The sequence below is a fragment of the Chitinophaga horti genome (assembly GCF_022867795.2).
Lineage (GTDB): Bacteria > Bacteroidota > Bacteroidia > Chitinophagales > Chitinophagaceae > Chitinophaga > Chitinophaga horti.
In genome coordinates, this window is record NZ_CP107006.1 from 1,713,081 (window position 1) to 1,739,911 (window position 26,831).

General features: G+C 51.2%; 17 protein-coding genes. 11 read left to right on the forward strand and 6 right to left on the reverse strand.

The genetic code is table 11. From position 1 onward, the window contains the following. Positions 1–12 precede the first annotated feature (12 nt). From MKQ68_RS07015 to MKQ68_RS07040, 6 genes are all read left to right on the forward strand, one after another. Complete coding sequence (locus MKQ68_RS07015) at positions 13–1,458, forward strand: APC family permease (protein WP_244844317.1); 1,446 nt, start codon at positions 13–15, stop codon at positions 1,456–1,458. A 9-nt stretch (positions 1,459–1,467) separates the two neighbouring features. Continuing rightward, complete coding sequence (locus MKQ68_RS07020) at positions 1,468–4,023, forward strand: alpha-L-arabinofuranosidase C-terminal domain-containing protein (RefSeq protein WP_264282669.1); 2,556 nt, start codon at positions 1,468–1,470, stop codon at positions 4,021–4,023. A gap of 113 nt (positions 4,024–4,136) precedes the next feature. Beyond that, positions 4,137–5,159, forward strand: coding sequence for a 4-hydroxyproline epimerase (locus tag MKQ68_RS07025; protein ID WP_264282670.1), 1,023 nt, complete (start codon positions 4,137–4,139; stop codon positions 5,157–5,159). Between the two features lie 27 nt (positions 5,160–5,186). Next, a complete protein-coding gene (locus MKQ68_RS07030; RefSeq protein ID WP_264282671.1) occupies positions 5,187–6,437 on the forward strand; it encodes an NAD(P)/FAD-dependent oxidoreductase in 1,251 nt (416 codons plus the stop codon). A 35-nt stretch (positions 6,438–6,472) separates the two neighbouring features. Next, positions 6,473–7,687, forward strand: coding sequence for a DUF885 family protein (locus tag MKQ68_RS07035; RefSeq protein WP_264282672.1), 1,215 nt, complete (start codon positions 6,473–6,475; stop codon positions 7,685–7,687). After that, a complete protein-coding gene (locus MKQ68_RS07040) occupies positions 7,636–8,220 on the forward strand; it encodes a DUF885 domain-containing protein (protein WP_264282673.1) in 585 nt (194 codons plus the stop codon). Before MKQ68_RS07035 ends, MKQ68_RS07040 begins: the two co-directional genes overlap by 52 nt. 245 nt (positions 8,221–8,465) lie before the next feature. Here the strand turns inward: MKQ68_RS07040 and MKQ68_RS07045 are convergent, their stop codons facing one another. The 4 genes from MKQ68_RS07045 to MKQ68_RS07060 all read right to left on the reverse strand — a co-directional run bounded on the left by MKQ68_RS07045 (position 8,466) and on the right by MKQ68_RS07060 (position 17,763). Then, entirely contained in the window at positions 8,466–11,276 is a 2,811-nt protein-coding gene (locus MKQ68_RS07045; RefSeq protein WP_264282674.1) for a DUF8487 domain-containing protein, read from the reverse strand. Between the two features lie 24 nt (positions 11,277–11,300). Next, positions 11,301–12,647, reverse strand: a complete 1,347-nt coding sequence (locus MKQ68_RS07050) for a sugar porter family MFS transporter (protein WP_264282675.1) — start codon at positions 12,645–12,647, stop codon at positions 11,301–11,303. A gap of 9 nt (positions 12,648–12,656) precedes the next feature. Then, positions 12,657–15,998, reverse strand: a complete 3,342-nt coding sequence (locus MKQ68_RS07055; RefSeq protein WP_264282676.1) for a tetratricopeptide repeat protein — start codon at positions 15,996–15,998, stop codon at positions 12,657–12,659. A 202-nt stretch (positions 15,999–16,200) separates the two neighbouring features. Beyond that, positions 16,201–17,763 (reverse strand): M61 family metallopeptidase, encoded by a 1,563-nt coding sequence (locus MKQ68_RS07060; protein ID WP_264282677.1) that lies wholly within the window; start codon positions 17,761–17,763, stop codon positions 16,201–16,203. A gap of 230 nt (positions 17,764–17,993) precedes the next feature. On the opposite strand from MKQ68_RS07060, the gene MKQ68_RS07065 reads away from it, so the two are divergent. The 5 genes from MKQ68_RS07065 (at position 17,994) to MKQ68_RS07085 (ending at position 24,570) form a co-directional block, all read left to right on the forward strand. After that, entirely contained in the window at positions 17,994–18,701 is a 708-nt protein-coding gene (locus MKQ68_RS07065; protein WP_244844330.1) for an NUDIX hydrolase, read from the forward strand. A gap of 147 nt (positions 18,702–18,848) precedes the next feature. Continuing rightward, on the forward strand, positions 18,849–20,504 hold the full coding sequence (locus MKQ68_RS07070; protein WP_264282678.1) for a ribulokinase: 1,656 nt from the start codon (positions 18,849–18,851) through the stop codon (positions 20,502–20,504). Beyond that, positions 20,501–21,199: an L-ribulose-5-phosphate 4-epimerase gene (locus MKQ68_RS07075; RefSeq protein WP_244844332.1), complete on the forward strand. Its 699-nt coding sequence runs from the start codon at positions 20,501–20,503 to the stop codon at positions 21,197–21,199. The genes MKQ68_RS07070 and MKQ68_RS07075 overlap by 4 nt, the downstream gene beginning before the upstream one ends. 36 nt (positions 21,200–21,235) lie before the next feature. Further along, the gene (araA, locus tag MKQ68_RS07080) at positions 21,236–22,738 is read left to right on the forward strand and encodes an L-arabinose isomerase (RefSeq protein ID WP_264282679.1); all 1,503 of its coding nucleotides are present in this window, start codon (positions 21,236–21,238) and stop codon (positions 22,736–22,738) included. Between the two features lie 131 nt (positions 22,739–22,869). Continuing rightward, on the forward strand, positions 22,870–24,570 hold the full coding sequence (locus MKQ68_RS07085; protein ID WP_264282680.1) for a sodium:solute symporter family transporter: 1,701 nt from the start codon (positions 22,870–22,872) through the stop codon (positions 24,568–24,570). A gap of 160 nt (positions 24,571–24,730) precedes the next feature. Here MKQ68_RS07085 and MKQ68_RS07090 read toward each other — a convergent pair whose 3' ends face one another. Together MKQ68_RS07090 and MKQ68_RS07095 are read right to left on the reverse strand one after the other, a co-directional pair. Beyond that, positions 24,731–25,987, reverse strand: coding sequence for a hypothetical protein (locus MKQ68_RS07090; protein WP_264282681.1), 1,257 nt, complete (start codon positions 25,985–25,987; stop codon positions 24,731–24,733). Between the two features lie 137 nt (positions 25,988–26,124). After that, positions 26,125–26,646, reverse strand: coding sequence for a hypothetical protein (locus MKQ68_RS07095; protein ID WP_264282682.1), 522 nt, complete (start codon positions 26,644–26,646; stop codon positions 26,125–26,127). Positions 26,647–26,831: the final 185 nt, after the last annotated feature.

Genomic DNA, 26,831 nt, shown 5'->3' on the forward strand with positions numbered 1-26,831 from the left:
CATTTCGCAACTATGACCAATCAACCAAAGTCATTTAAGCAATCGTTCGGATTGCTGGATGCCACCATGATCGTAGCAGGGTCTATGATCGGATCCGGCATTTTTCTCGTAAGCGCCGATATTACCCGCACCACCGGATCTGCCGGCTGGCTCATCCTCATATGGATAATTACCGGCCTTTTAACCGTTACCGCGGCCCTCAGTTACGGGGAGTTGAGCGGCATGTTCCCAAAAGCCGGCGGACAATACGTTTATCTCAAAGAAGCATTCGGTCCGCTCGTTGGGTTCCTTTATGGATGGAGCTTTTTCACGGTGATACAGGCCGGTTCTATCGCCGCAGTGGGAGTGGCCTTCGCCAAATTTGCAGCCTACATATTTCCTGCACTCAGTGAAAACAACCAGCTGGTCAGTCTCGGTTTCCTCAAAATATCTGCCGCACAAGTCACATCGATCCTGTTAGTAGTGTTGCTAACGTTTGTGAATACACGCGGCGTGAAGGAGGGTAAGATCATACAAACGGTATTTACGCTGACCAAGCTGGCAGCGCTGTTCGGGCTGATCATCTTTGGTTTGCTGTTCGCGGCGAAGAAAGAAGTATGGGACGCAAACTGGGCTACCGGCTTTAGTTTGGGCAAAATGGACGGTCAATCATTGGTGGCTTACTCCGGTTTATCCGTATTGGGCGCTATCGCCGGCAGTATGGTGGGCAGCCTGTTCAGCAGCGACTCCTGGAATAACGTGACCTTCATCGCCGGTGAGATCAGGAATCCCAAACGCAATATCGGCTTGAGTTTGTTTATGGGCACCGCGATCGTAACCATGATCTATGTAGCCACAAACCTCATGTATATCAGTATCATGCCGATGCAGGAAATCGCCTACGCAGAAAATGACAGGGTAGGTGTAGTTGCATCGCGGTACATTTTCGGCGTGAATGGTACCATCATTATCGCTGCTTTCCTGATGATATCGACCTTTGGTTGCAACAATGGTTTGATCCTCGCTGGTTCCCGCGTTTGTTATACCATGGCAAAAGACGGTTTGTTCTTTAAAAGACTTGGTGTGCTTAACAAAAATGCGGTGCCGGGTAAAGCGCTCTGGATTCAATGTGTATGGGCTTCGGTGCTTTGTCTCAGCGGCCGGTACGGAGAACTGCTCGATTATGTAATCTTTTGCGTGCTGATATTTTACATTCTCACGATCATCGGGATTTTCCGGCTGCGCCGCACGCGGCCTGAGCTGCCAAGGCCTTACAAAGCATTTCTTTATCCCGTATTACCGGCATTGTACATACTCGCGGCTTCTGTGATCTGCTTCGCGTTATTGGTGTACAAGCCAATGTACACCTGGCCCGGACTCGGTATCGTGTTATTGGGCATCCCGGTGTATTACCTGGTGTGGGGCAAAAACTATAAACCGGAAACCGTTGAGTCACCTGCTGAGGCAGAAATATTATAATCTATTTTTATGAGGAAATTATTGCTTAGCATATCCGGCAGCCTGTGTATCACTGCTGCTTTGGCTCAAAAGGAGGCTACCGTAACGGTAGATGTGGCCAGTCCTCAGGCGCGTGTCGCACCTACGCTGCATGGTATTTTCTTTGAGGAGATCAGTCATGGCGGCGAAGGCGGCCTGTACGCAGAGCTCGTACAGAACCGCGGTTTCGAGGAAAGCCGTATTCCGCAAGGTGTACAGTTAAAAAACGGTTGGCTGGTGCCAGATCCTAAACCGCATTGGTTCCTGAACGGCAAACCCAGCGAATGGCGTATGCCCTGGGAAATCAAAAGCGATTATCCTAACTGGCGGATGCAGCAAACCGGCGGCTCGGCGATGACGATTGCCCTTACGCAGGAAAAGCCTTTGAACGCGTCGACGCCGCGCAATCTCAAAGTGACGGTGAGTAGGATCGCACCGGGTTCGCGCCAGGAAGTGATTAATGAAGGCTTCTGGGGTATGAATGCGGTTAAGGGCGATAATTATTCGTTGCAATTTTACGCACGCACGGCTGCCGATTATAAAGGCGGGGTAACGGTTTCGCTCCAAAGTAAAAACGGCCGCACATTGGCGCAACATACTTTCAACAGCATCGCGTCCGATAAGTGGAAGAAGTATACCTGCCAGCTGCAACCCACCGAAACAGACCCGCAGGCGGAACTGTCGATTGCGTTTAACAGCACCGGCACCGCTTACCTGGACTTCGTTTCCCTCTTCCCGGAAAAGACATTTAAGGACCGCAAAAACGGGATGCGTAACGATCTTGCGCAGCTGCTGGCCGACATGAATCCTTCGTTCCTTCGCTGGCCCGGAGGATGTTTCGTAGAAGGTATCACGATCGAAAGTGCGCCAGACTGGAAAAAGACGATCGGGCCGCAGGAGCGGAGAGAGGCGACTTACAGTCCCTGGGGATACTGGGCCAGCAACGGTTTCGGTTACCACGAGTTCCTGCAGTTCTGTGAAGATATTAACGCCGATGCGATGTATGTGTTTAACATCGGTATCGCCTGCGAAATGCGCAGCGGCACTTTTTATGGAGAGGAGAAGGTACCGGAGTTGATCGATAATGTGCTGGACGCGATCGAATATGCCATCGGTCCTGCCAACTCCACCTGGGGGCGGATTCGCGCGGCCAACGGTCACCCTGCGCCGTTCCCCTTAAAGTACCTGGAAATCGGTAATGAACAACACGGGCCAGCTTATGCCAAACGTTACAACCTGTTCTACAAAGCCATTAAAGAAAAATATCCGCAGCTGGAACTCATTGCCAGTATGGGGATAGGAGATATTAACCGTCATACGCTGGATAGTATGCATGTTGTGGACATCGCTGACGAGCATGCTTATAAAGCCGCCGGCTGGGCGTTTTCGCATTACGACCACTTCGATAAATACAAACGCGGCGCCTGGGACGTGTACGTAGGAGAGTACGCCACTAATAATGGCGTGGGTGCCGGTAATATGAAAGCGGCGCTCAGCGATGCGGCTTATATTATGGGCATGGAGCGTAATGGCGATCTGGTGAAGATGTCGAGTTACGCGCCGTTGTTGGAGAACGTGAATACCCGCCACTGGCCCGTGAATCTAATCAACTTCGATGCTTCGCGCAGTTTCGGCCGCATCTCTTATCACTTGATTAAGTTGATGAATGAGCATCGCGCCGACCAGAACTTCGCCGCATCTGCCACACTGATCAAAGAAACGAATCCCACGCCGCTGTTTGCAGGCGGTATTGGTCTGGCTACCTGGGATACGCAAACGGATTATAAAGACATACAGGTAATAAAAGATGGAAAAGTCTTGTATCAAAGTGACTTTTCAGCCCGCAAAGAAGAATGGCAAAAAGTAGTGGGTGGATGGGATATTACGGATACCACGATCTCCATGAAACAGGAAGGTCCTCAGCGTCTCGCGTTGTTGAGAGATCATCAGTTTGATACTTATACCTTGAAGCTGAAAGCCCGCCGTAACAGTGGCTACAACGCTTTCATCATCCCATTCGCCGTGAAGGATAGCAAAACGATGCTGCGTGCCCATATCGGCTCCTGGGTAAACCAAAACTGTGTATTCGAGTCAGTAACTAATGGTTTCGATGTGGCGGATGTATCTACCCAGAAAAGATTACCTGCGCCAATTAAGAACGGCCAATGGTACGATATTACCCTGGAGGTAGGCAGAGAGAAAGTAGACTGCTACCTTGACGGAAAGCTGCTCATGTCTTTCGAACAACCACAACAATTCCTGGCCATTGCCGGCCGCGATGACAAGAACGGTGACATCATCATCAAAATGGTGAATGCAATGCCAAATGCGATGGCTACTACTTTGCAGCTGAATGGCGCCGGTATGTTAGGGGATGAATCGCAACTCACGACGCTCAGCGCACCCGGCGAAACGCTGGAGAACTCGCTGGACGAGCCGCTGAAATATGTGCCGCAGCAGACGATTTTAACCGGGATCAAAAACGGCAGCCAGCTTACCCTGCAACCTTTCAGTGTGAATATACTGCGGTTAAAGACGAAGCGCTAATTAACTTACAGGCTTTTGAAATTGCCTGAATAATGTTAATTTTTGCAAACATTTGATTAAATCCTAAGAGCGTTACCTGCCTGTGCAGGAATATCTTTGTTGTTATCAGTATCATGACTAATAAGACGAGCGTGAATAAAAAGACATTTTTTTGTATTGATGCGCATACCTGCGGTAACCCGGTTCGCCTGGTAGCGGGCGGCGGTCCTGTATTGGAAGGGGCTAACATGAGCGAGAAGCGTGGTCACTTTTTGAAAGAATTCGACTGGATCCGTAAAGGACTGATGTTTGAACCCCGTGGTCATGATATGATGAGTGGCAGTATTTTGTACGCCCCACATGACCCCGCCAATGACGTAGCGGTACTGTTTATCGAAACAAGCGGTTGCCTGCCGATGTGTGGTCACGGTACGATTGGTACCATTACCATTGCAGTGGAAGAAGGACTGGTGACGCCGAAAGTGCCGGGTATTATCCGCATGGAGGCGCCGGCCGGCCTGGTTAATATCGAGTATGTGCAGGAAGGTCGTAAGGTAAAAAGCGTGAAACTCACCAACGTGGCTTCTTATCTCGCCGCAGAAAATATTGAAGTGGAATGTCCCGACCTGGGGATGTTGAAAGTGGACGTGTCGTACGGTGGCAATTTCTACGCCATCGTAGATGTGCAGGAAAACTTCCCCGGACTCGAGCACTTCACATCCTCACAACTTGTATCCTGGGCTCGGGAAATGCGCAAACGCATTAACGAGAAACACAGCTTCGTGCATCCTGATAATCCAACGATCAACGGCTGCTCGCATGTGTTGTGGGCCGGCGCGACCATCGATCCGACGGCTACGGCGCGTAACGCGGTGTTCTACGGTGATAAAGCAATCGACCGTTCTCCCTGTGGTACCGGTACTTCTGCCCGCATGGCGCAGTGGTATGCGAAAGGTAAGCTGAAAAAGGGCGATGAGTTTGTACATGAGAGCATTATCGGTTCCAAGTTCATCGGTCGCATCGAGGAAGAAACGACGGTGGGAGGCAAGCCGGCTATCCGTCCGAGTATTGAGGGATGGGCGCGCATTTATGGATACAACACGATTTCCATCGACCCGGAAGATGATCCGTTCGCATACGGCTTTACCGTTATCTAATTATCAATCAAAAGTATTGCAGCAATAATGGGAAATCAGGTGATTATTATCGGCGGCGGCATTATCGGTTTAAGCAGCGCTTTCTATTTACAGGAAGCGGGCTACGAGGTGACGGTCGTAGATAAAACAGACATGTCAAATGGCTGCTCGTACGGCAACGCCGGTTATATTTGTCCCAGCCACTTCGTTCCGCTGGCGGCACCGGGCATCGTTGCACAAGGCTTTAAATGGATGCTCAATTCCAAAAGCCCGTTTTATGTACAACCCAGACTCAATAAGGAATTAATCAGCTGGGGACTGCAATTCATGAAAAGCGCGAACGCCAGACACGTTCAACGTTCGGCCATCCCGCTGCGCGACATTGCATTGCTCAGCAAAAACTTATACGAAGAGTGGACCAGCGTGCCTGGTATCGATTTCGCGTATGAGCCGAAGGGAATGCTGGAGTTTTTTAAAGATGAAGCCAGCGCCCATCATGCAGAACATAGCGTAAAAGCCTCCCGCGACCTGGGTCTCGACGCCCGGCTGATCGGTCGCGAAGAGGTGCAGAAGATGGAACCTGACGCAAAACTGGACATTCTCGGCGCGGTGTACTTCGCCTGCGATTCGCAGTTGTATCCGAATAAGCTGATGAGCAGCCTGCAAACCTATCTCGCGGGTAAAGGCGTAAAATTCCTGCACAACACGGAAGTAACCGGCTTTGTTACTAACGGGGAGCGCATCTCCGGAATTAAAACACCGCAGGAAACACTCACTGCGGCTGAAGTGGTTTTGGCAACCGGTGTGTGGAGCGGACAACTGGCCAAACAATTATCCCTGAACATCCCGATGGTGGGCGGTCGCGGTTACTCTGTAACGCTGGAGAACTCTCCTTATAAATTACACCACTCGATTATCCTGAGCGAAGCCCGTGTAGCCATTTCTCCTATGGACGGCAATAAGCTGCGTTTCGGTGGTACGATGGAAATCACCGGCATTGATGCGCCTCCCCGTATGAAGCGGGTGCAGGGCATTCTGGAATCAGTGAAAAAATACCTGCCCGAATACGACATTGCCATGCCGGCAGAAAAAGATGTGTGGTACGGCTATCGTCCATGTAGTGCAGATGGATTGCCGCATTTAGGCAAGACCTCCCGCTGGAAAAACCTGACGGTGGCTACTGGTCACTCGATGCTCGGCATCAGTCTGGGTGCGGCCACCGGTAAACTCGTGCAGGAAATCGTGCAGGGAAAACCAACTTCCATGGATATTCGTCCCTTTGAAGTAGAGCGCTTTTAATGCGCTTTTTTAATATCAACCAAACATCCGTACGTATGAACCGCAAAACCGATTGGCTTAAAATATTATTGTTTATGATGGGCGTCCACAGCATGCCGGGAACTATAACCGCGCAGGATAAAGGCGGCAACTCACTTTACCAGCAAACCAGCGAAGTGAATAATATCATGGTAAAATATAACGCCGACCGGGGCAACCTGGGGCGTTTTTATTTTATCGATAATTCACCCGAACGCCGCGAACGCATGCGAACCTTGTACGAGGACTACCTGCAACAACTGTCGCCGCTCAACTTCGAAAGTTTACCGGTAGGCTCGCAGGTAGACTACCTGCTGTTCCGCCAGGATTTACAAGAACAACTGCGCCGCCTGGACGTAGAAAAGAAAGAAGTAGAGCAACTGAAAACCTGGTTCGCCTTCGCCGATGAACTGTACGTGACAGAGGCCAAACGCCGCCGTGGTGCTGAACTTGAGGCACAACCAATGGCCTCTTCATGGCACAATATGGCGCTAACCATCAGGAAAAATATCAAACAGCTGGAAGCATCCGGCAGTATGAACATTTACCTGATCCGCCGCGGCGCAGGCATTGTAAGGGGTTTAAAGGAAGTATTGCAAACAGTAGATGCTTTCTATAAAGGTTACGACCCGTCGTACACCTGGTGGATGGCAGGCCCTGTAAAAGAATTGAACGAAGCCCTGGATGAATACGCCTCCGCCTGGAAAGCCAAAGAAAAGGCCGCACCGTCCGGTAAAGACGACGGCAGCGGTATTGTTGGTTACCCTATCGGCGACGAAGAACTCGTACGACAACTGCAACTGGAAATGATCCCTTACTCCCCGGAGGAACTGGTGGCGATCGCGAACAAGGAGTTTGCCTACTGCGATGCAGAAATGTTAAAAGCTTCCCGCGAGATGGGCTTCGGCGATAACTGGAAGGCCGCCATGGAAAAGGTAAAGAACACCTACGTGGCCCCAGGCAAACAGCCGCAGATGATCATGCGACTCTATAATGAATCGGTTGATTTCCTGAAAAAGCACGACCTCATCACCATTCCGGCTTTGGCCGAGGAAGCCTGGTCTATGATCATGATGACGCCGGAACGCCAGCTGGTAAACCCTTTCTTCACCGGTGGCGAAACACTGAGTATTTCCTACCCTACGAATGATATGTCAGAAGCCGACAAACTCATGATGGCATGCGCGGCAACAATCCTCACTTTTCCCGGAGTACCGTACACCACGAACTGATCGCTGGCCACCACCTGCAAGGTTATATGGAATCGCGCTATAAAACCTACCGCAACTTCCAGACGCCTTTCTGGATCGAAGGTTGGGCATTGTATTGGGAGATGTTATTGTGGGATATGCAATTCCCGCAATCGCCCGAAGACCGTATCGGTATGCTATTCTGGCGTATGCACCGTTGTGCACGCATTATCTTCTCGCTCAACTATCACCTCGGCAAATGGACGCCGCAGGAGTGCATCGACTTCCTGGTCGACAGAGTTGGCCACGAACGCGCAAATGCAGAAGGAGAGGTGCGTCGTTCCTTTGTCGGCGGTTATAGTCCGCTATATCAGATCGCCTACATGATCGGCGGCCTGCAATTCTACGCCCTGCAACGCGACCTGGTCGGCCCCGGCAAATGGACGATGAAGCAGTTCCACGATGCGGTATTGCATGAGAATAATATTCCTGTGGAAATGTTGCGGGCCATACTGACGCAGCAGCCGCTGAAGAAGGATTTTAAAACGAATTGGCGGTTTTATAAGTTGAAATAGGCTTCCCTGCTACAGATATTGAAAGGCATTCCGGGTTCGGAATGCCTTTTTGCTATACGGGCCGTATATCCATCCTATATCCATCGTATATGCTAATCTTCTGAAACCCGAGCCCCTGCGCATGGTGTATAGAGAATCACTATAGGATGGATATACCCTCGCCCCTGGTAGCCTATCTTTTTCGTGGCGAATAAAAAAACGGGCTGCCTCAACCCGAGACAGCCCGCATCTATCAAAGGATATGACTATTGATACAACGCCTTCACACTCGCCGCATCTAATGCTACGGCAGGATTGAACGCTGCACCTTTCATGTATTCTGTAATGCTGTAGTACAACTGTTTCGCCGCCGGACGTTGGTCCAGGTTGCTTTCCAGGTCGATGGAGGTAACGAGCAGTTTGCCTTTACCGATCTTACCTTCGAACACCAGGCCGAGTTTTCTCGATTCGAACCAGGTGTCGATGAGTTGAACGGAAGGACGCAGGTTGGCCGGGAGACCTTTCAGGTGCATGGTTTGCGCGGTATGCAAAATGTCCCACCATTGCCAGTTGCTGTGGTATTCAGTTGGGAACTGGCGCAACATGGGCGAAGACGGGTTACACAGGATGCCGAGTGTATGCGGTGCCTGGTAGGTCGTCCATTCAGTGTTCCAGAATACGGTGGACATGCCCGCTTGTATAGCTGCACCACCGGCTTTGGTGATCTTGCCATTCAGCATCAGCAGTACTTTTGCACCGCCTTCCAGTTTGGCGATTACGTCAGGTGTGAGTTCTTTCGCGATGATAATATCGCTGGACGGCGTAGGATTGAGGGTGGATGGGTATACCCAGAAGTCCCAGTCATTCACGCCAAGGCCTTTCACAGTTATCTCCAGGTTCAGTTTAGCGGCCTGTTTGATGCCCGCCAGGTCGAAGGAGATTTGTCCCGCCGGGTTGTTGTTGCTGCGTTTTAGGTCTGCCTGCAACGTGCCGCTCGCCAGTACTTTCTTTTGCAGATCGGTGATGCGCCAGGTAAGGTTTGCGTTAGGTACGCCGGATTTTCCAAAGTGAGAAACCTGAACGTTTGCGCTAAACTTTTCGTTGTTCATCCAGGTGAACTTGGGCATTAGCGCCAGCGGTACGGTGGCGGATGCAAAACGGTGATATTCGGCTGGTGTGCAATATGGTTTGCTGTTCCAGAACGGGTCCAGTACGCCAACGAGGGCGGTGCCTTGTCCGGGAAAATCGTGGAGGTCCAGCAATTGGTAGCCGGCGTAGCCCGTGCGCATACCGGCTTCGATATCTGCTTTATAACATAACACCTGCAATTTGCCGGAAGCCATGAGGAACTCGCGCTCCTGGGACTGAAGGTTTTCTTTTTTAAGAAACTCACGGAAGATGTCGAAGTTACGTGCCTGCAACAGGCCTGTATATTTCTTCGTTTCAGAAAAGTCCGGGTACACGCACCACTGGCCAATCTCATGGGCAACCATCGGTATTTCTTTGCCGAGATACTGATTGATGCCGTTCACTTTCGCGGTGAAATCAAATTGGGTGTTAGGGATTTTGGCATTGATCACACTCTTCACCCCTTCACCCCATGCCTGAATGCGCGGATCTGGCGTTACGTGGTAATCGTTACCCTTCAGCGCAGGCCAGCCGGAACCTGCCGTATAAAGACGGCGGTTGTCGAGCTTACGCCAGTATTCCACTTGTGCTGCCAGGTAAGCATCCTTCTTCTCGCCAGCAGGTTCGTTGCCGTGGATCAGCATGCAGAACGACGGGTGGTTGCCGTAAGCGTCGATGATGCGTTGTGCCTCGTTGTACAGGTAGCCATCAATCGAATGACCATCGCCCACACTGGCCCATGCATCTACTTCTACAGAAAGATAAACGCCATACTTGTCAGCCGCAGCAAATGCTGCTTCCGGTGGACACCAGGAGTGGAAACGCAGGTGGTTAAGGCCATGCGCCTGCATAATGCGGTAGATGCGACCCCAGGCAGCAGTGTCCGTAGGCGGATAACCGGTCAGCGGGAAAATCGCACACTCCAGCGTTCCACGCAGGAACACGGGCTCGCCATTGATGGTGATCTTGTCTTTACTCGTACCCACACTGCGCATGCCGAAACGCGTGCGGCTTACATCCTTGCTGCGGGCGGTTTGCCAGGTGGCCGACAATTCATATAAAGCGGGAGAGAATTCGTCCCATGTTTTGAAATGATTGCCCATGGCATAGGTAAGCGTTACAACGCTGTCGCCTGCACGTAAATCATTGTTCATAGCCGGTAACGAAGCTCCTGTACCGACCGGCTTCACAGCCAGACCGAGTTTGTCACCCGCCATGGCAGCACGGCCGAGTTTTACAGTCACCTTCACTTGTTTCGCTGCCAGATCAGGATATACTTGAATGTTTTTGATAAAAGCCGTCGGACTAGCTTCCAGCTTGATGTCTCCCACAATACCATTCCACGTACCCTGGGTCTGATCGCTGGCGCTGTGGGCGTTAATACCTACTTCGGTGAGATAGCGGTTGTCTACGCGAATGGACAATTTGTGTTTACCAGGAGCAAGTGCGCTCAGGTCATACACGTGTGGTGTGGCCAGGCTGCTGTCGGCTCCCATTGGCTGGTCGTCGACAAATACGGTAGTACCCCAGTGACAACGTTCAAGTGAAAGTGCGATGTGTTGTCCCTTCCAGGCAGCCGGTATGTCAATGCTGCGCTGGTACCAGGCGGCACCCACATAGTATTTTACGGGTGTAAGCCAGAACGGGAACTTGAAGTTGGCGTCGGTGCGGTAAGGGGCGTATTTGTCCTGTTCCAGGAAACGTTCTGTTCCTCTTTCGCCGACCCATTTTGTTCTTACAGATGGATTGTCTCCATAACCTTGCGATTGCATGGCACCGGGCAGTTTCACCGGGTCGGTGAAGGATTGGGTATACCATCGTTGTGTAATGCCTTCATCGTTCCGGTCTATCCGGAAACGCCACTGTCCCGCGAGTGACAGCTGCTGTTGCGCGTTTACGATGCCGCCGAGCAGTAATGCGAACAGTAAGCCGGTAATGCGTTTATTCATAATCATAACGTTTAAAAAAGTCTGTTAATGTCCTATCGGTGCGCCCAGCTGTTCCAGCGTACGGCCTTTCGTTTCCTTTACTTTACGCCTGATAAACAGGAAGCCCAGCAGGCAAATGCCACTATACAAGTAGAATGGTCCGTAAGTGCCCAGTACTTCCGATAAGATCGGGAACGTAAACACGAGCACGAAGTACGCCAGCCATAGCGCAACTATCGCTACGGAGGATGCGAGCCCACGGATATGGTTCGGGAATATCTCTGAAATGATGACCCAGGTAACTGGCGCCAGGGAAGTGGCGTATAAAGCTATCGCGATCAATACCACGAGTGATACCGCGCCTGCCGGGGCAGATGACTGTAACAGTAACGACAGCACGAGGTATACGATCGTCAGTCCAAGCGAACCCGCCAGCATCAAGGGACGCCGGCCGAGTTTATCCACCTGCCACATGGCCACGATGGTGAACACGAGGTTCACGGTGCCGATAGCCACGGTCTCGAACAACTGCCTGTCCAGGTTCGCCCCCACCGATTCAAAAATGGTAGAGGTATAATTGAACACCACATTGATCCCGCATAGCTGCTGAAACACAGCCAATGTCATTCCAATGATCACCATCGGCCTCACACTTTTCTCGAACACCGCACTAAAGGCCGGACGTGTTTCACTTTGCAAGGGCTGCAAAACACCTGCAGCCGTATCACTGGCAAATGTGTCTCCACCTATCTTACGCAGGATGCGCATCGCTTCATCACGCCGGCCGACGGTGAGCAGCCAGCGCGGACTTTCAGGCAGCCAGCATACGCCGGCGAAAAACAGGAGGGAGGGGATCGCACCCAGACCAAACATCCAGCGCCATGCCTCCGGACCATTGTCCGCCAGTTGGTAGTTGACGAGATTTGTAATAAGAATACCTGTTACAATCGTTAACTGGTTGATCGCCACGTTACGGCCGCGAACATGCGCTGGCGATACTTCGGCGATGTACATCGGACTAAGCATAGAAGCCATGCCCACCCCAATGCCCGCCGCAAATCGCATAGCGATAAACACTGATAATGTTTGTGAAAAGGCCATGCCCAATGAAGACGCGGCGAAGATGAGCGCCGCCAGCATGAGCCCGGGTTTACGGCCTTTACGGTCGGCCAGCGCGCCGGCCAGTAAACAACCAGCGATGCAACCTAGTGCCAGGGAGCCGGTTAAGAAGCCTTCCCACCAGGAATTGAGTCCAAATTCTGTTCGCAGGAACGGCAGTGCGCCGGAAATTACAGCAAAGTCGAACCCAAACAGGTAGCCGCCCAGGGCGGAGATGAAGGATATGCCGATAATGTAAGCCGTGTTATAACGATGTGTCGTGCTTATTTGCATAACGGTGGATTAGTGATGGATCGTTTGTAAGCGATGGCGGTTCAGCCATGCCTGGTGTATGAGTGCGCCGAGATGGTTTACATCTTTCGACAGCACCTCTTCGAATAATGTTGCTGCTTTGGATTCGTAGGAGGCATCCCCGCTCAAAGCGTGCCCAAGATAGCCAAGCGCCGTCATATACAGGCAGTGTATCCTGTTTTTCAGGTCCAGGTCGGCATCAAATACCAGCAGGTCCGGCAGCGATACCGCGAAGTAGTCGATCTCGATCTTGTCGTTCAGGTGCTGCTGACCAAAGGCGATGAGGGAATCGAATACATCCGCTGCACGTTGCTGCTCGCCGAGTTTATGGCTCGCCAGTCCGCGGTAGAATATTTTATCCGGCTGCGGATCGTTGTAAAATATTGCCTGTGCAGGTTGCGTGTTGCCTGCTGCCGCCTGCTGCCAGCTTTCCGTTGCACCCGTGGTATTACCAAGCAACGCCAGTGCTTCGCCTTTCAGGTAGAATAAGTCGTTTTCCGGTGTGCCGGAGATCTTGCCTTCACCCAGGTTTTCAGGGAACTGTGCCGCTTTCTCCAGCTCGTCCAGAGCGGCTTGTGGTTTACCGTCTGCCAGGTGTAGCTTCGCCAGTTCCAGGTGGCTTACCAGGTACTGACCAGTGACCTTGCCTTCCCCGCCTTCCCATGGGTGAAAACGCTTCGCATCCAGGGTAGTAGCGGCTTCGGCGAAGTGGGAGCGTTGGTTCAGCAGGATCACGTACTCCAGGTAAAGATCGTCACGTTGCTGCAACAGGCCGGGGTGGGCCGACAGGCGGCGATAACGCTCCTCTGTTGGTGTATTTTTTCTTTTATGCAGCTGATCCAGTTCCATGAATACGCGGGCGTCGTTCTCGTTCAGGCGGAATGCCTGTTCCATCAGCGCAAGCGCTCTCTCCGGATTGCGTTGTTTGTTAAACATCGCCAGCGACAGGTTGCGGTATACCGTGGGAATGCCCGTTCCCAAAGCGATTGCCTGTTCCCAGCAATGCACCGCATCTTCCGACAACTTTTTATCATACCAAAGGTTGCCCAGGTAGTAGTAAGCGGGTGCTGCCGGCGCTATCTCTAACACATACTGTAATGCTAGCGCGTCTTCCACGCGGTGTGGGAAACAGTAATCGTGCGATGCCGCATGGCCTTGGCTGGCATAGTTTACAGCGGCTTCCGTATTGCCTTGTTTACCGGATATCCATGCCAGGTAGTAGTAACATAAGGGAGATGCGTCGTTCGTGTTACGGAGATGCGTGAGCAACAGTTCCGTTGCCTCTTCATACAGTCCCGCATATACGTAGTCGATACTGTATTCCAGCAGCGTGTGCATCCAGTTGCGGGAGCGCTCCAGCAGCAATGGTAATGCCTGCGCATCATGCATGCAGTGTAATTCGAACAGGCAGCCGTAGTTAAACGGATCTATCTCCAGCGACGCCTGTATCCATTCCTTTGCTGCTTGCTCACCCGCCGTTTTACGCAGCAATGCTGCTTTGAGGTGACGCGCGGTGTGACTATGCCAGTTGCGTACCAGCGACTTTTCAACGAAAGCTAATGCCTCGCTCCATTGCCGGCGGCGGCTCGCAATACGCGCCAGTTGCAGGAAACCTGCATGCTGCCAGGCGTCGTTCCAGGTGGATTTATAAAATGCACTGTAAGCCTCTTCTGTTTTATCCTGCCACAGCAGGCTCCAGCCAAGGTGATAATAGCTTTCACCATCGTATGGATTGGGATTACGGTAAGTAGCCGTCGTGATCGCCGCCCGCAGGAAAGGCTCTGCCAACGCAGGTTTCGCCTTACGCAGCAGTCGCAGGCCCATGGCCGTATTACAACGGATGTCGCCCGCATCGCGGCGCAGCGCCTCTTCGTAGTAGTCCGCAGCATCATAAGTTGCGTGGCGGTATTGCTCGATGTGCTGACCCGTCAGGAATAATTGTTCGTTGTTCACTACGTCTGCCGGCTTCAAAGCCGCTGCAGCGGCTGGTGGCAATTCTTTTTCAACCAGCGGTGCAGCCTGGTAGGCCACCAGTATTGTGTTGGTCGACAGGTCGCGTACTTCGAGCAATAAGGTGTCTGTATTGGTGTTGACAGGTAACGTAACCGCAGTGATGTAAGGCTGCATCGGCGAGCCTTTGGTTTCTTCCTGGTGAAGCGCCTGTTTGCCGCTGCGTAAAGTGATGGCCACTTCGTTATATACGGCTGTGAAGTGTATTTTGATAAGCGCCTCCCGGCCGTTGATTTCCAGCCCGGCTGCAGCTTCTTTGGTCGCGTTTTTCACCACGCCCACCTCGCGGTAAGGCATAAAGTACTGCACAAACTCCTTCTGCTCAAACGGCTGAATCCAGGAAAAGTCCGGTTGGTTATCGGTAAACATGCCCGTCATCAGTTCGATGTACGGACCGTCTTCGTCTGTCAGGTTGCGGTCCCATGCTTGTCCAAAATCGCCATGGCCCCAGGTCCATTGTTTTTTTCCGGGGGAGATGTGATGATCTGCTACGTGCAGTAACCCGCCACCAGTGTCATGTTCGTACCCGCCGATGAAGTTATATTCGGATGCTACGGCCATATAAGAGGTAGGTACCGGGATGTTTTTATACCGGGAAATATCGGTGCCCGGTGAATAGTCTACTTTATAGTAAGTGCCTTTAGCGATCGGGAACGAGGATACGTCGCGGCGGCCGTGGTCAAACACGGCGTATACATCCGGCGGAAAAATGGATTGATACCAGTCGTTCACTTTCACTGCCGGGTTGGCCCACCACAGGAAGGTTTGCGGGAATGGCGTACGGTTATACAGCTTGCCGGTTATTTCCAGGTAGGCTTTTCCCGGATGCAACGTGAAGCCCACCATGCCTTTTGTGCGGAACATCAGTTCCACTTCATTCACCCAACACGTAGCGCTGCCATCTTCATTCTGTTTAATTGTAAAGTCCACAGGATCAAACGTACTCGGACGGTGGTGTTGGGGCCAGTTAAACTCGATGCCGCCAGATATCCACGGGCCTGTAAGACCAACCAGCGCCGGTTTTATTACCTGGTTGTAATAAATGAAGTGGCGTTCTTTCACCTTATCATACGCCATCTGAATACGGCCGCCCAATTGCGGCAGTACCATAATACGCAGGAACTCGTTCTCCAGGAAAACCGCGGTGTACTCCTGGTCCTGTTTCTCGTCATAGATCTTGTCGATTACCGCATGCGGATACACCACGCCACTGCTGCCCTGGTATACGCGCTTTTCAAGAAACATTGGATTTTTATCTGGTTTCCCAACGGGATAAGTGGGAATCGTGACCGCCTCGGTCCATATTTTAACGTGTGAATCCATCTGCCTGTAATTAAAGAAGTACTCCTGCAAATAAAGCAGGTTTACCTTTAAAAGGCAGCGACGATATGATTATTTTTGTGGACTTTCTTACTATTAGCCCGGACGCCGCACCGTAGTGTGTCAGGTACGATTAATCGATCGCCCGGCGTTGTCGATTGCCCGCTGCAGGCTGTCCATTACCGACATGTGTGCGCAAAATGGGTCAATCCACCACCCAACTCCTGTTAATCGCCCGCTGTAAGCTATCCATCCCCGGCATATCCCTAAAAGTAAACGGTCGCTCGTGGCCACTTCTGCCAAACACCAGCGGGAAGGGCTTGCCGGGTGTGAGATCGACACTAATGCCGGCGTAAGCCAGGTACTTCGTATAATCCACCGGCTCCGTAGTCGTTGCATATACTTCGAATATCTCCGAAAGCTTGCAGCCTGCTACGGTTTCGCAAACGTGCCGGAACTCATCGTCCGTAAAGCCACGACGTTTGGTGATGTAAAACTCCTGGTACAACTGTCGCATTACATTATCGAGCGAGCGGCGGTTGCCCGTCTCGTGACGGATCTTCAGGTCGAGCAGTAAACCCAGGGCACAGCCCTTATCGTAATAGGAGATCGTGGTATTTGCCGTGTGTGCGTTCCGGTTAAAGAAATGCAGCCAGGTATCGAAGCTGGACGCCGTGGCAGATTGAAAAAGATGACCGGGACTGTTCTCGTAATTCGTGATACTGCCGCGCAGCATATCGTATACGTCCTGCCGCGTCAGCAGGCCGGCACGATTCAGGATCAAATATTCATAGTACACCGTGAATCCTTCCGATACCCATAACATATGCGTCAGGTTTTCCTTGTCGTAGTCGAAAGGACCCAGCGCCACCGGGCGGATCGCTTTAATGTTGTAAAGGTGAAAGTATTCGTGCGTCAGGAAATTCAGCCAGCGTTTGTAAGCCGCCATGTTCTGCCGTCCGTATGGCCCGCCCGAGAACACAGCCGTCGAGTTGCGATGTTCGAGGCCACCACGGCCGTCGCCCATGATCAGGAAGGTGTAGTGTTTGTAAGGTACGGCGCCCATCAGCTCATTCGCCGAGCGTATCATCTTTTGCAGGTCGGCGAAAAACGAGGGCACGTCTATGCCTGCTGTGTCCTGCAATACCAGCCGGTGCTGGCGGCCGCCGATGTCGGTTTGCGTGGCATATTGGTTGCCCAGGAGCAATGGGCAGTCGTACAACTCATCGAAATCTTGCGCGTAATAAGTATGTGATTGTCCCTTTACCGGCTCCAGTCCCGTAAAGCTGCTTTTCCAGGAGGAGGGGAGCAACATCTTTACCGTGGAGGCTTTTGATAACGCGCCTTCCGGGTGCATGAGCAACGAAGCGGGTGGGAGGTAGGCGAAAGTGCTGTCGAGCCAGGCATCTGCCACCGACTGTGTACGCGCATATACATCGTAACTGATAGTGATAGGCCCTTTGCCAGCGATGCTCCAGGTATTCTTATTCGTCTTTTCCCAACGTAAATCTTTGCCCGCAGCCGATTGCGCCCGGAAGTTCACCACGTTTTTCGCATAGTTGATCAGCCAGTAATACCCCGGCGTCCAGGCCGGTAGCTTCACCCGCAGCGCATCTTTTCCTGTATTCTCACATATCATCGTTACATGGAAATAAGCTGATCCGGGCCGCTGTGCGTCCACCGTGAAATGAATGTCAGCAGGCTTTTGTCGTGCAGAAAGCGTTGAAGCAGCAAGTAAAAAAACGGGCAGTAATCGGGCGAAAAGCATTGGGAGATAAATTAAGTGTATGGAAATATGCGCAATACCATGCAGATGCCAACACTTATTCTTGATCATCTACAGCCGTATTTTAACCAGTATCTGCCTATTCTTCCCACTCATAAAAAACCTGCATAAATAGTTGGTTTAGCCAGTTTTTATAATTTATTTTGATACGCTTAAGGGCTGAACACGCTCCGCCGGCAGAAGTTTCAACATCAGATAAATTTCGCGTTAATATGACCAGTTACGGTAAACAGAAGCGGTTGTTAGTGGCAGTCGATTGTATCATCTTCGGATTTGACGGACAAGACCTGAAAGTACTACTCATTAAACGTGGGTTTGAGCCAGAGAAGGGAAACTGGAGCCTGATGGGCGGCTTCGTTCAACCAGAGGAAAGCTTTGAAGACGCGGCCTCCCGCGTGTTGAAGCAACTGACCGGGCTGGAAGACATTTATATGGAACAATTGTATGCATTTAGCCGCCCCACGCGCGATCCTATCGAACGCACCGCGTCTATCGCTTACTTTGCGCTGCTGGACATCAACCAGTACCACCGCCAGCAACTGAGGCATGAGTTTCACGCAGAATGGTTCTCACTTTCGCAAATGCCCGAGCTGATCTTCGATCATACCGAAATGATTACTATGGCTAAGGAGAAGCTGCGCTACAAAGCCGCCATTCACCCGATCCTGTTCGAACTGTTACCGCAGAAGTTTACCATCCCGCAGCTGCAGCTGTTGTACGAGGGCGTATACGAAACCGATTTCGATAAACGTAATTTCAGCCGCAAGATCCTGTCGCTGAAGCTGCTCGTCAAACAAAAAGACAAGGAAAAGGAAAGTTCCAAAAGAGGCGCGTTTTATTACAAACTGGACAAAAGAAGGTACAATGCCAATTTCCACTCTTTCCTCAACTTTATCGCTAAACCACACAACCTGAAGTAATATCCATCCTGTACTGTCCTGCCTTTTTGTAGGAAAGGCAGGCTACAGGTTGATAAAAGTGTTATTTTTATAATAATTGTCGCACCGACAATTTATTTTTGATTACTTTTATTAAATGTCAAACTGACAATCATCATAAAACGCGTTATGAATCAGAGTGCTTATGTAATAGGTGTCGATTTTGGTACAGATTCGGTGAGGGCATTAGTCGCCAGCACACAGAACGGAGAAACGATCGCCACTGCCGTACAGTATTATCCACGTTGGAAAAAAGGCCTGTACTGCGACCCGTCCACCCAGCAATACCGCCAGCATCCGCTGGATTACCTGGAAAGCCTGGAAGCTGCGATCAAACAGGCGCTGGCCAATTGTCCGGCCGATGTGAAAGCCAATATCAAAGGAATTTCTGTGGATACGACCGGGTCTACCCCCGTAGCGGTAGACACTACCGGTACGCCACTGGCCCTTACGCCCGGGATGGAAGAGAACCCGAACGCCATGTTCGTGCTCTGGAAAGACCACACGGCGAACGACGAGGCGGAACTGATCAACACGATCGCGCATAGCGGCAAGTTTGAAGACTATACCAAATATTGCGGCGGAATTTACAGCAGCGAATGGTATTGGGCTAAAATGCTGCATGTAGTGCGGGTGGATGAACTGGTGCGCGAAAAAGCAATATCCTGGGTAGAGCATTGCGACTGGATCCCAGCGGTACTGACCGGCAATAAAGATGTAAAAACACTGGTGCGCAGCCGTTGCGCGGCCGGTCATAAAGCCATGTGGCATGAATCCTGGGGCGGACTGCCCCCGGCAGATTTCCTGGAGGCGATAGACCCGCTGCTCGTTAAATATGCCACCATGTTCAAAGATACGGTAGTCGCCAGCGAGTCCGTAGGTACCATCAGTGCCGAATGGGCTGCTAAACTGGGACTGCCTGCTGATGTAGTAATCGGCTCCGGCGCTTTCGATGCGCACATGGGCGCCGTAGGTGCGGATATTCAGCCTTATGCGCTGTGTAAGATCATCGGCACCTCTACCTGCGATATCCTCATGGCGCCGATGGAAGCCTCTGGTCACCTGTTAATCAAAGGCATTTGCGGCCAGGTGGACGGCTCCGTGGTTCCGGGCATGCTGGGCATGGAAGCAGGTCAGAGCGCTTATGGCGACGTATACGCCTGGTTACGCAAACTGATCATCAAGCCGATGGCCGCCCTCATGAATGGCGACCTGGATGCTGAAAAGATGCAGCAGTACGAAGATAAGCTCCTCGCATATTTATCCGGCGAGGCCGAAAAACTACCCCTGCGCGATAATGACGTGCTGGTACTCGACTGGTTTAACGGCCGCCGTACGCCAGATGCGAACCATACCGTGAAGAGCGCGATGATCGGCCTACACCTTGGTACCGACGCCGCGCATCTCTTTAAAGGATTGGTAGAAGCTACCGCCTTTGGCGCCCACAGCATCGCGCAGCGTTTCGAAGAAGAAGGCGTGCCGATCAAAGAAGTAATCGCACTGGGCGGCGTAGCGAAGAAATCGGGCTACGCGATGCAAGTGCTGGCCAACGTGATGAATCGTCCGATCAAGATCGTAGCCAACGAGCAGGCTTGCGCCATTGGTGCGGCGATGTTCGCGGCTGTTGCTGCCGGTATCTATAAAGACACCGCTGCTGCGCAACAGGCGATGTTCGGCGGTTATGAGAGGGTGTGGGAGCCGCAGCCTGAAAAGGTGGACTACTATGCCAAACGTTACAAGCAATTCCTGGCGCTGGGCGCCTTTTCCGAAAAAGTATACGCATGAGCAAATACCAGCAGATAAAACAAACAGCCTACGAAGCCAACATGCAACTGCCCAAACTGGGACTGGTACTGTTTACTTTCGGCAACGTGAGCCTGGCAGATCATAAGGAACAAGTATTCGCGATTAAGCCGAGCGGTGTGCCGTACGAGCTGCTCACGCCCGATGATATGGTGATCGTAGACTTCGACGGTAACACGGTAGAAGGGAAGATGCGCCCTTCCTCGGACACAAAGACACATGCGGTATTGTATAAACACTGGCCAAAGATCGGCAGCGTGGTACATACGCATTCTACCTACGCCACTGCCTGGGCGCAGGCGCAGCGTGACGTGCCGATTTTTGGTACTACGCACGCCGATCACTTAACGGTGGATGTGCCCTGCGCACCGCCCATGAGTGACGAAATGATCAAGGGAAATTACGAGTACGAAACCGGTTTCCAGATACTGAATTGCTTTAAGGAAAGAGGGCTGAGTTACGAAGAGGTGGAGATGATCCTCGTCGGCAACCACGCGCCGTTCACCTGGGGTAAGGATGCACACAAGGCGGTGTACAATGCCGCGGTGCTGGAAGAAGTTTCCCGCATGGCGTATCTCACGGAAACAATCAATCCGCAGGCGCCACGTTTAAAGGATGCGCTCATCCGCAAACACTTCGAACGTAAGCACGGACCAGACTCGTATTACGGACAATAATTTAAACACTATCAATATCATAAATTTCACAACACAATGGCAGATTTGAAAGCATTTGAAGTTTGGTTCGTCACCGGCAGCCAGCACTTATATGGAGAAGAAACATTACGCCAGGTAGCGGCCAATGCACAGGCCATCGCCACTTCGCTGGATAAAGCAGGGCAGGTGCCGGTGCGGGTAGTGTTTAAACCAGTCGTTAAATCAACAGAAGAAATATACCAGGTTTGCCAGGAAGCTAATGTGGCCAAATCCTGTATCGGCATCATCACCTGGATGCACACTTTCTCCCCCGCTAAAATGTGGATTGGCGGCCTAAAAGTATTGCAGAAACCTATGCTGCACCTGCATACGCAGTTCAACCGCGATATTCCCTGGGGCGATATTGACATGGACTTCATGAACCTGAACCAGAGCGCGCACGGCGACCGTGAGTTCGGATTTATGGTGTCGCGTATGCGCATGAACCGTAAAGTGGTGGTAGGTCACTGGCAGGAAGAGTCGGTGCTGAACAGCATCGAAACCTGGGCCAGGGCGGCTGCAGGTTGGGCCGATCTGCAAGGCGCCCGTTTCGCCCGTATCGGCGACAATATGCGCTTCGTAGCCGTAACCGATGGTGATAAAGTAGAAGCTGAACTGAAGTTTGGGTTCTCTGTAAATACTTATGGTGTAGGCGATGTGGTAGAACATATCAAAGCGGCTTCCGATTCGGCAGTAGCGGCGCTTACCGACGAATACGAGGCTTCTTACAACGTAGTAGCAGGTTTGCGTAAAGGCGGCGCGCAATACGAATCACTGAAAGAAGCGGCGCGTATCGAAATCGGTTTACGCAGCTTCCTCGAAAACGGTAATTTCAAAGGCTTTACCGATACTTTCGAAGACTTGCATGGCATGGTGCAGTTGCCTGGTCTGGCCGCGCAAAGGCTGATGGCTTCCGGCTACGGCTTTGCTGGTGAAGGCGATTGGAAAACATCTGCGCTGGTGCGTGCGATGAAAGTAATGGGTACCGGCCTTAAAGGTGGTAATGCCTTCATGGAAGATTATACTTACCATTTCGACCCGAACAACCGACTGGTACTGGGTTCGCACATGCTGGAGATTTGTTCTTCCATTGCAGATGGTAAACCCAATTGCGAAGTACATCCGTTAGGTATCGGCGGCAAAGCCGACCCGGTAAGGCTGGTGTTTAACGTAGCAGCTGGTCCGGCGATCAACGCATCTATCATTGATATGGGTAACCGTTTCCGTTTACTCGTAAACGATGTGGAAGCCGTAAAGCCAGAACATGATCTGCCAAAACTGCCTGTGGCCCGCGTACTCTGGAAACCTTTGCCAGACATGAATACCGCGCTGGCCGCATGGATACTGGCAGGTGGTGCGCATCACACTTGTTACAGCCAGAACCTCACGTTCGAGCATATGCAGGACTTTGCAGACATGGCCGGTATCGAGTTTGTACACATCGGCGCTAAAACCGACTTGTACCAGTTTAAGAATGAACTGCGCTGGAACGAAGTTTATTATCAAATTAATAAAGCTTAACTAAATAATGTTAACTTGGGAAGCAGTGTTACAATGCGCTGCTTCCCAAGTTAACAAACCACGAGATCAACCAAACTAAACCTATTCCAACGATTTAACATTCCACTAAAAATCAACATAAGTTCTAGGTTATGGATAGACTGTCGCTCATTGACTATGTCATTTTCGTCATTTACTTTTTCCTCGTGGCCGGCTATGGTTACTGGATTTATCGTCGTAAGAAAAAGGCAACTACAGATACAAAAGACTTTTTCCTGGCCGAGGGCTCCCTTACCTGGTGGGCGATCGGCGCTTCCCTTATCGCATCTAACATTTCGGCCGAGCAGTTTATTGGCATGAGTGGTAACGGTTTTACAGTAGGTGTGGCAGTAGCCGCCTACGAATGGGTAGCCGCCGTGGCGCTCATTATCGTAGCCGTTTGGTTTATCCCGGTGTACCTGAAAAACAAGATCTTCACCATGCCACAGTTCCTGAAGGAGCGTTACAACGAAAGCGTAGCACTCATCATGGCCGTGTTTTGGTTATTCCTGTACATCTTCGTAAACCTCACTTCCATCCTGTACCTCGGTGCCGCCGCTATCAGCAGCCTGGTAGGGCCTTATGGAGATTTCCACTACATCATGATCGGCCTGGCCTTCTTTGCCCTCATCATCACCCTGGGTGGTATGAAGGTGATTGGTTATACCGACGTAATCCAGGTGGTGGTACTGATCATTGGCGGTTTGGCCACCACATATCTGGCACTCACCATGGTAAGTGAAAAATTCGGTTTAGGTAGCAGTGCCCTCGCCGGCTTTAACCAGCTGATAAAAGACAGTCCCGAACACTTCAAAATGATCGTTCCTAAACCTGGTGAAGGGGCGTCGCAGGAGGATATTAATAAATATCTCATGCTGCCTGGTATCGCCATGTATTTCGCCGGACAGTGGATCGTGAATCTGAACTATTGGGGTTGTAACCAATACATTACGCAGCGTGCCCTGGGCGCCGACCTTAAAACAGCCCGTAACGGTATCCTGTTCGCTGGTTTGCTGAAGCTGATGATGCCTGTAATTGTCATGTTACCCGGTATTGCGGCTTATGTATTGTATAAAAATGGTAGCTTGCAGGCAGAAATGGCCGCCGGCGGTAAATTTAACCCCGATAACGCCTATTCTGCTGTACTGAGCTTCCTGCCCTCCGGTTTAAAAGGTTTATCCCTGGCCGCCCTTACCGCTGCCATCGTAGCCTCCCTGGCTGGTAAAGCGAACAGTATTTCAACGATCTTTACATTAGATATCTATAAAAAGTACATCAACCGGGAGTCCGACGAGAAGAAGCTGGTTTGGGTAGGGCGCCTCGCTATCGTAGCCGCCATGCTCATTTCCATCGCCTTCACCTGGAACGACACCCTGGGCATTAAGGGCGAAGGTGGTTTTACCTTCATTCAGAAATATACCGGTTTCATCAGCCCGGGTGTATTTGCCATGTTCCTGCTAGGTATGTTCTGGAAACGTACCACAGGATCCGCCGCAGTGGTGGGTGTAATCACCGGTTTTGTACTTTCAGTAGTATTTAATAACTATGCACCACAGTGGTTCGGTCACGAAACGATCTTATACACCGCCTATCTCAATAAAGACGGCATTTATGAGATCCCCTTCCTGATCTGTATGGGCTGGGCATTCTTTTTCACCGTGGTACTCATGGTGGCAGTAAGCCTGGCAGGCCCGAAAGTGAATCCGAAAGCGTTTGCACTGGACAAATCCATGTTCAAAGTAGCGCCTTCCACACTGGCCCTGATCGTAGTAACATTACTGCTCCTGACCGTACTGTACGTACGTTTCTGGTAGCCAACAATATTAAACTTTCTGGGATATCTTACTTCATAAGATCTCAGCATGACGTGGATGCTAACGGAGGCCGGATTTTTCCGGCCTCCCTCTTTTTTGCCCCTTAGGGCACGAGCATCCGGCTCACCAGTCAGCCGCCGTTGTGTCACTCACTTCAACATTACTTATGCTTCACCCTGAACTTCCCTTCAATCTTATGCGTGCTTTTATTCGGCCCACCCGTATTCGGAAACTTCCCCGCATCCAGCACGGTAAACGTGCCTAACAGGTAGCCGTTGGCATCTTTGAGCGAAGTGATATTGATGCTGCCCTGGCTAAATCTTCCTTCCCATACGATTACCCGGAATGAGCGGTAGGTGAAACCGAGGGTTTCGTCCATCAGGCTGAAAAACTCGTCGTCGGTATAAGTGCGGTCGCCCAGCGTGTTCGTGAATTGAAGTGTAAACTCAGGTCCGATGTCAGTGGCGTGGATGACACCCATGTTGGTATTGCCTCCGAGCAACTCTGCCGGCCTTATCTGCCATTCGCCCCCGTCGATACGGTACTGAACAGAACTGCCGCTCACCCGTATCTTCGATAATAGCTGCACTGCAGCGCTTTTAAGGTTCAGGTGAAGCGCTACCACGTCGAAGTCGGGCAGCACCGTTCCTGGTGCTTTATAAACGGCCTGCGCGCCATCTGCCGTCAGCGTTCCTTTGCCGATCAGCTCCCATCTCTTAATGTACTTTGTTTCAAGCGGATACACATCGCCTACAGGCACCGTTGTTCCACCGGGTGGCACTAAGGGCACCAGCCCGTCTTCGTCGATGACAGGCACCACCCGCACCGCCTTGAACGTTTGTGTGGCATTCACTTCCAGGTCGGCGAAGTAAGGCGTCAGGTACATCCACAGCATGAGCGTCCAGTCGGAAAAGTGGGTACTCGTGACCGTTACCGTTTTGTTCGCCGTATTGATGTTCGGCTTCGGCACATATTGCCACACACCCTTATCGTCCTGGAAGGCAATGCCGAGTGTGGAGACGTGCTGTACGAGCAGCTCGATCGTTTCGTAGGAGAAAGTGATGCTGATAGGCTTCTTGAATGTTTGTCCGTGTGGGGTGAGCCTGTAGGCACTGGCCACGCCACCCACGTTCGTATTTTCGATCGGCTGCAGCGAAATTGTCGTCGGTGCATCCAGGGCACCCGCTGGTATCGTTACTACGATATCACCTTCGCCGGATCCGATCGTACCACCTTCGGGGCCTATCTGTTTTTCTATTTTAGCGCCCGTGGTGTTGCCAATGGGGCGGGCGGTGCCGGTTACAGGCGGTTTGCCTGGCTCCGGACGGTCTTTGTCCTTATCGCCGCGGCAGGCGGTTAACAATACGAGGGTTAGCAAACAGCCTAAAAAACTGTTGCGGAATAAAGTGTGTGTCATATCTGCTAGTTTCCGTTTAACTGTCCGCAAAATTAGCGGGCGTTAACGGGCAGGGAAGCAGTAGGAGAGCCGGGTTTTGAAAATCAGTAGTTGTACGGAGGGGAGCAGCGCCTACGGAAACCTGATAAGTTTACCTGTCAAAAGGAAAAGGGAAGTTTCTCTTTAACATAGCCAACTTCTCTGCTTCTTAATGACTTGTTGTGCATGATTTCGTACTCTTTTTCTTTAGCCACTAACCTGAGCCATAGGATAGCCGGAAAGTTTTTGTTCGAATGCAGCTCAAGCCTGATGATCAGCTTATCGGTAGGTTCCCTGTGTTTGTTGATCACCGCACTAAGTTCAGATGGGTCAATGCCGATTTGCTCGGCAAAGTCCTTATTCTTTGTTTCTATACGGGTAATGTATTCTTTAAGGAAGTAGCCGAAGTGTTTTTTTTTATTAAATGGTTTTGACCCAATATAGTCTTCGATCAGGAATTTGAGTTGTAATAAATTGGCGACGATCTTCTCATCGAGGGTTTTACGGGCTTCGGCTTTTTTCCTGACATGACGGAAGGTAGACAGCGCCTCCTCTTTTTTCTGTTTTTCTACAGGAAAAACAAAGGACGCTGCAATTTCTTCAGGTTTGTATGTTTTTGTTATCGCCTTATAAGATTTCATAATCGGATGTTTTAGGTGTTTGTTCGTCACTCCACTTTACTTCTTGGTTTACAATCCAATGTACTTTCTTATGATCGCTTGTGATACTAATCCCGAAGCCACCATTATACCAACGCCTTTGGGTCCGGCACCGGGGTGATACTCAAGGTCATATTTACTGCTATAATGTTGTATTAATTCTGTTT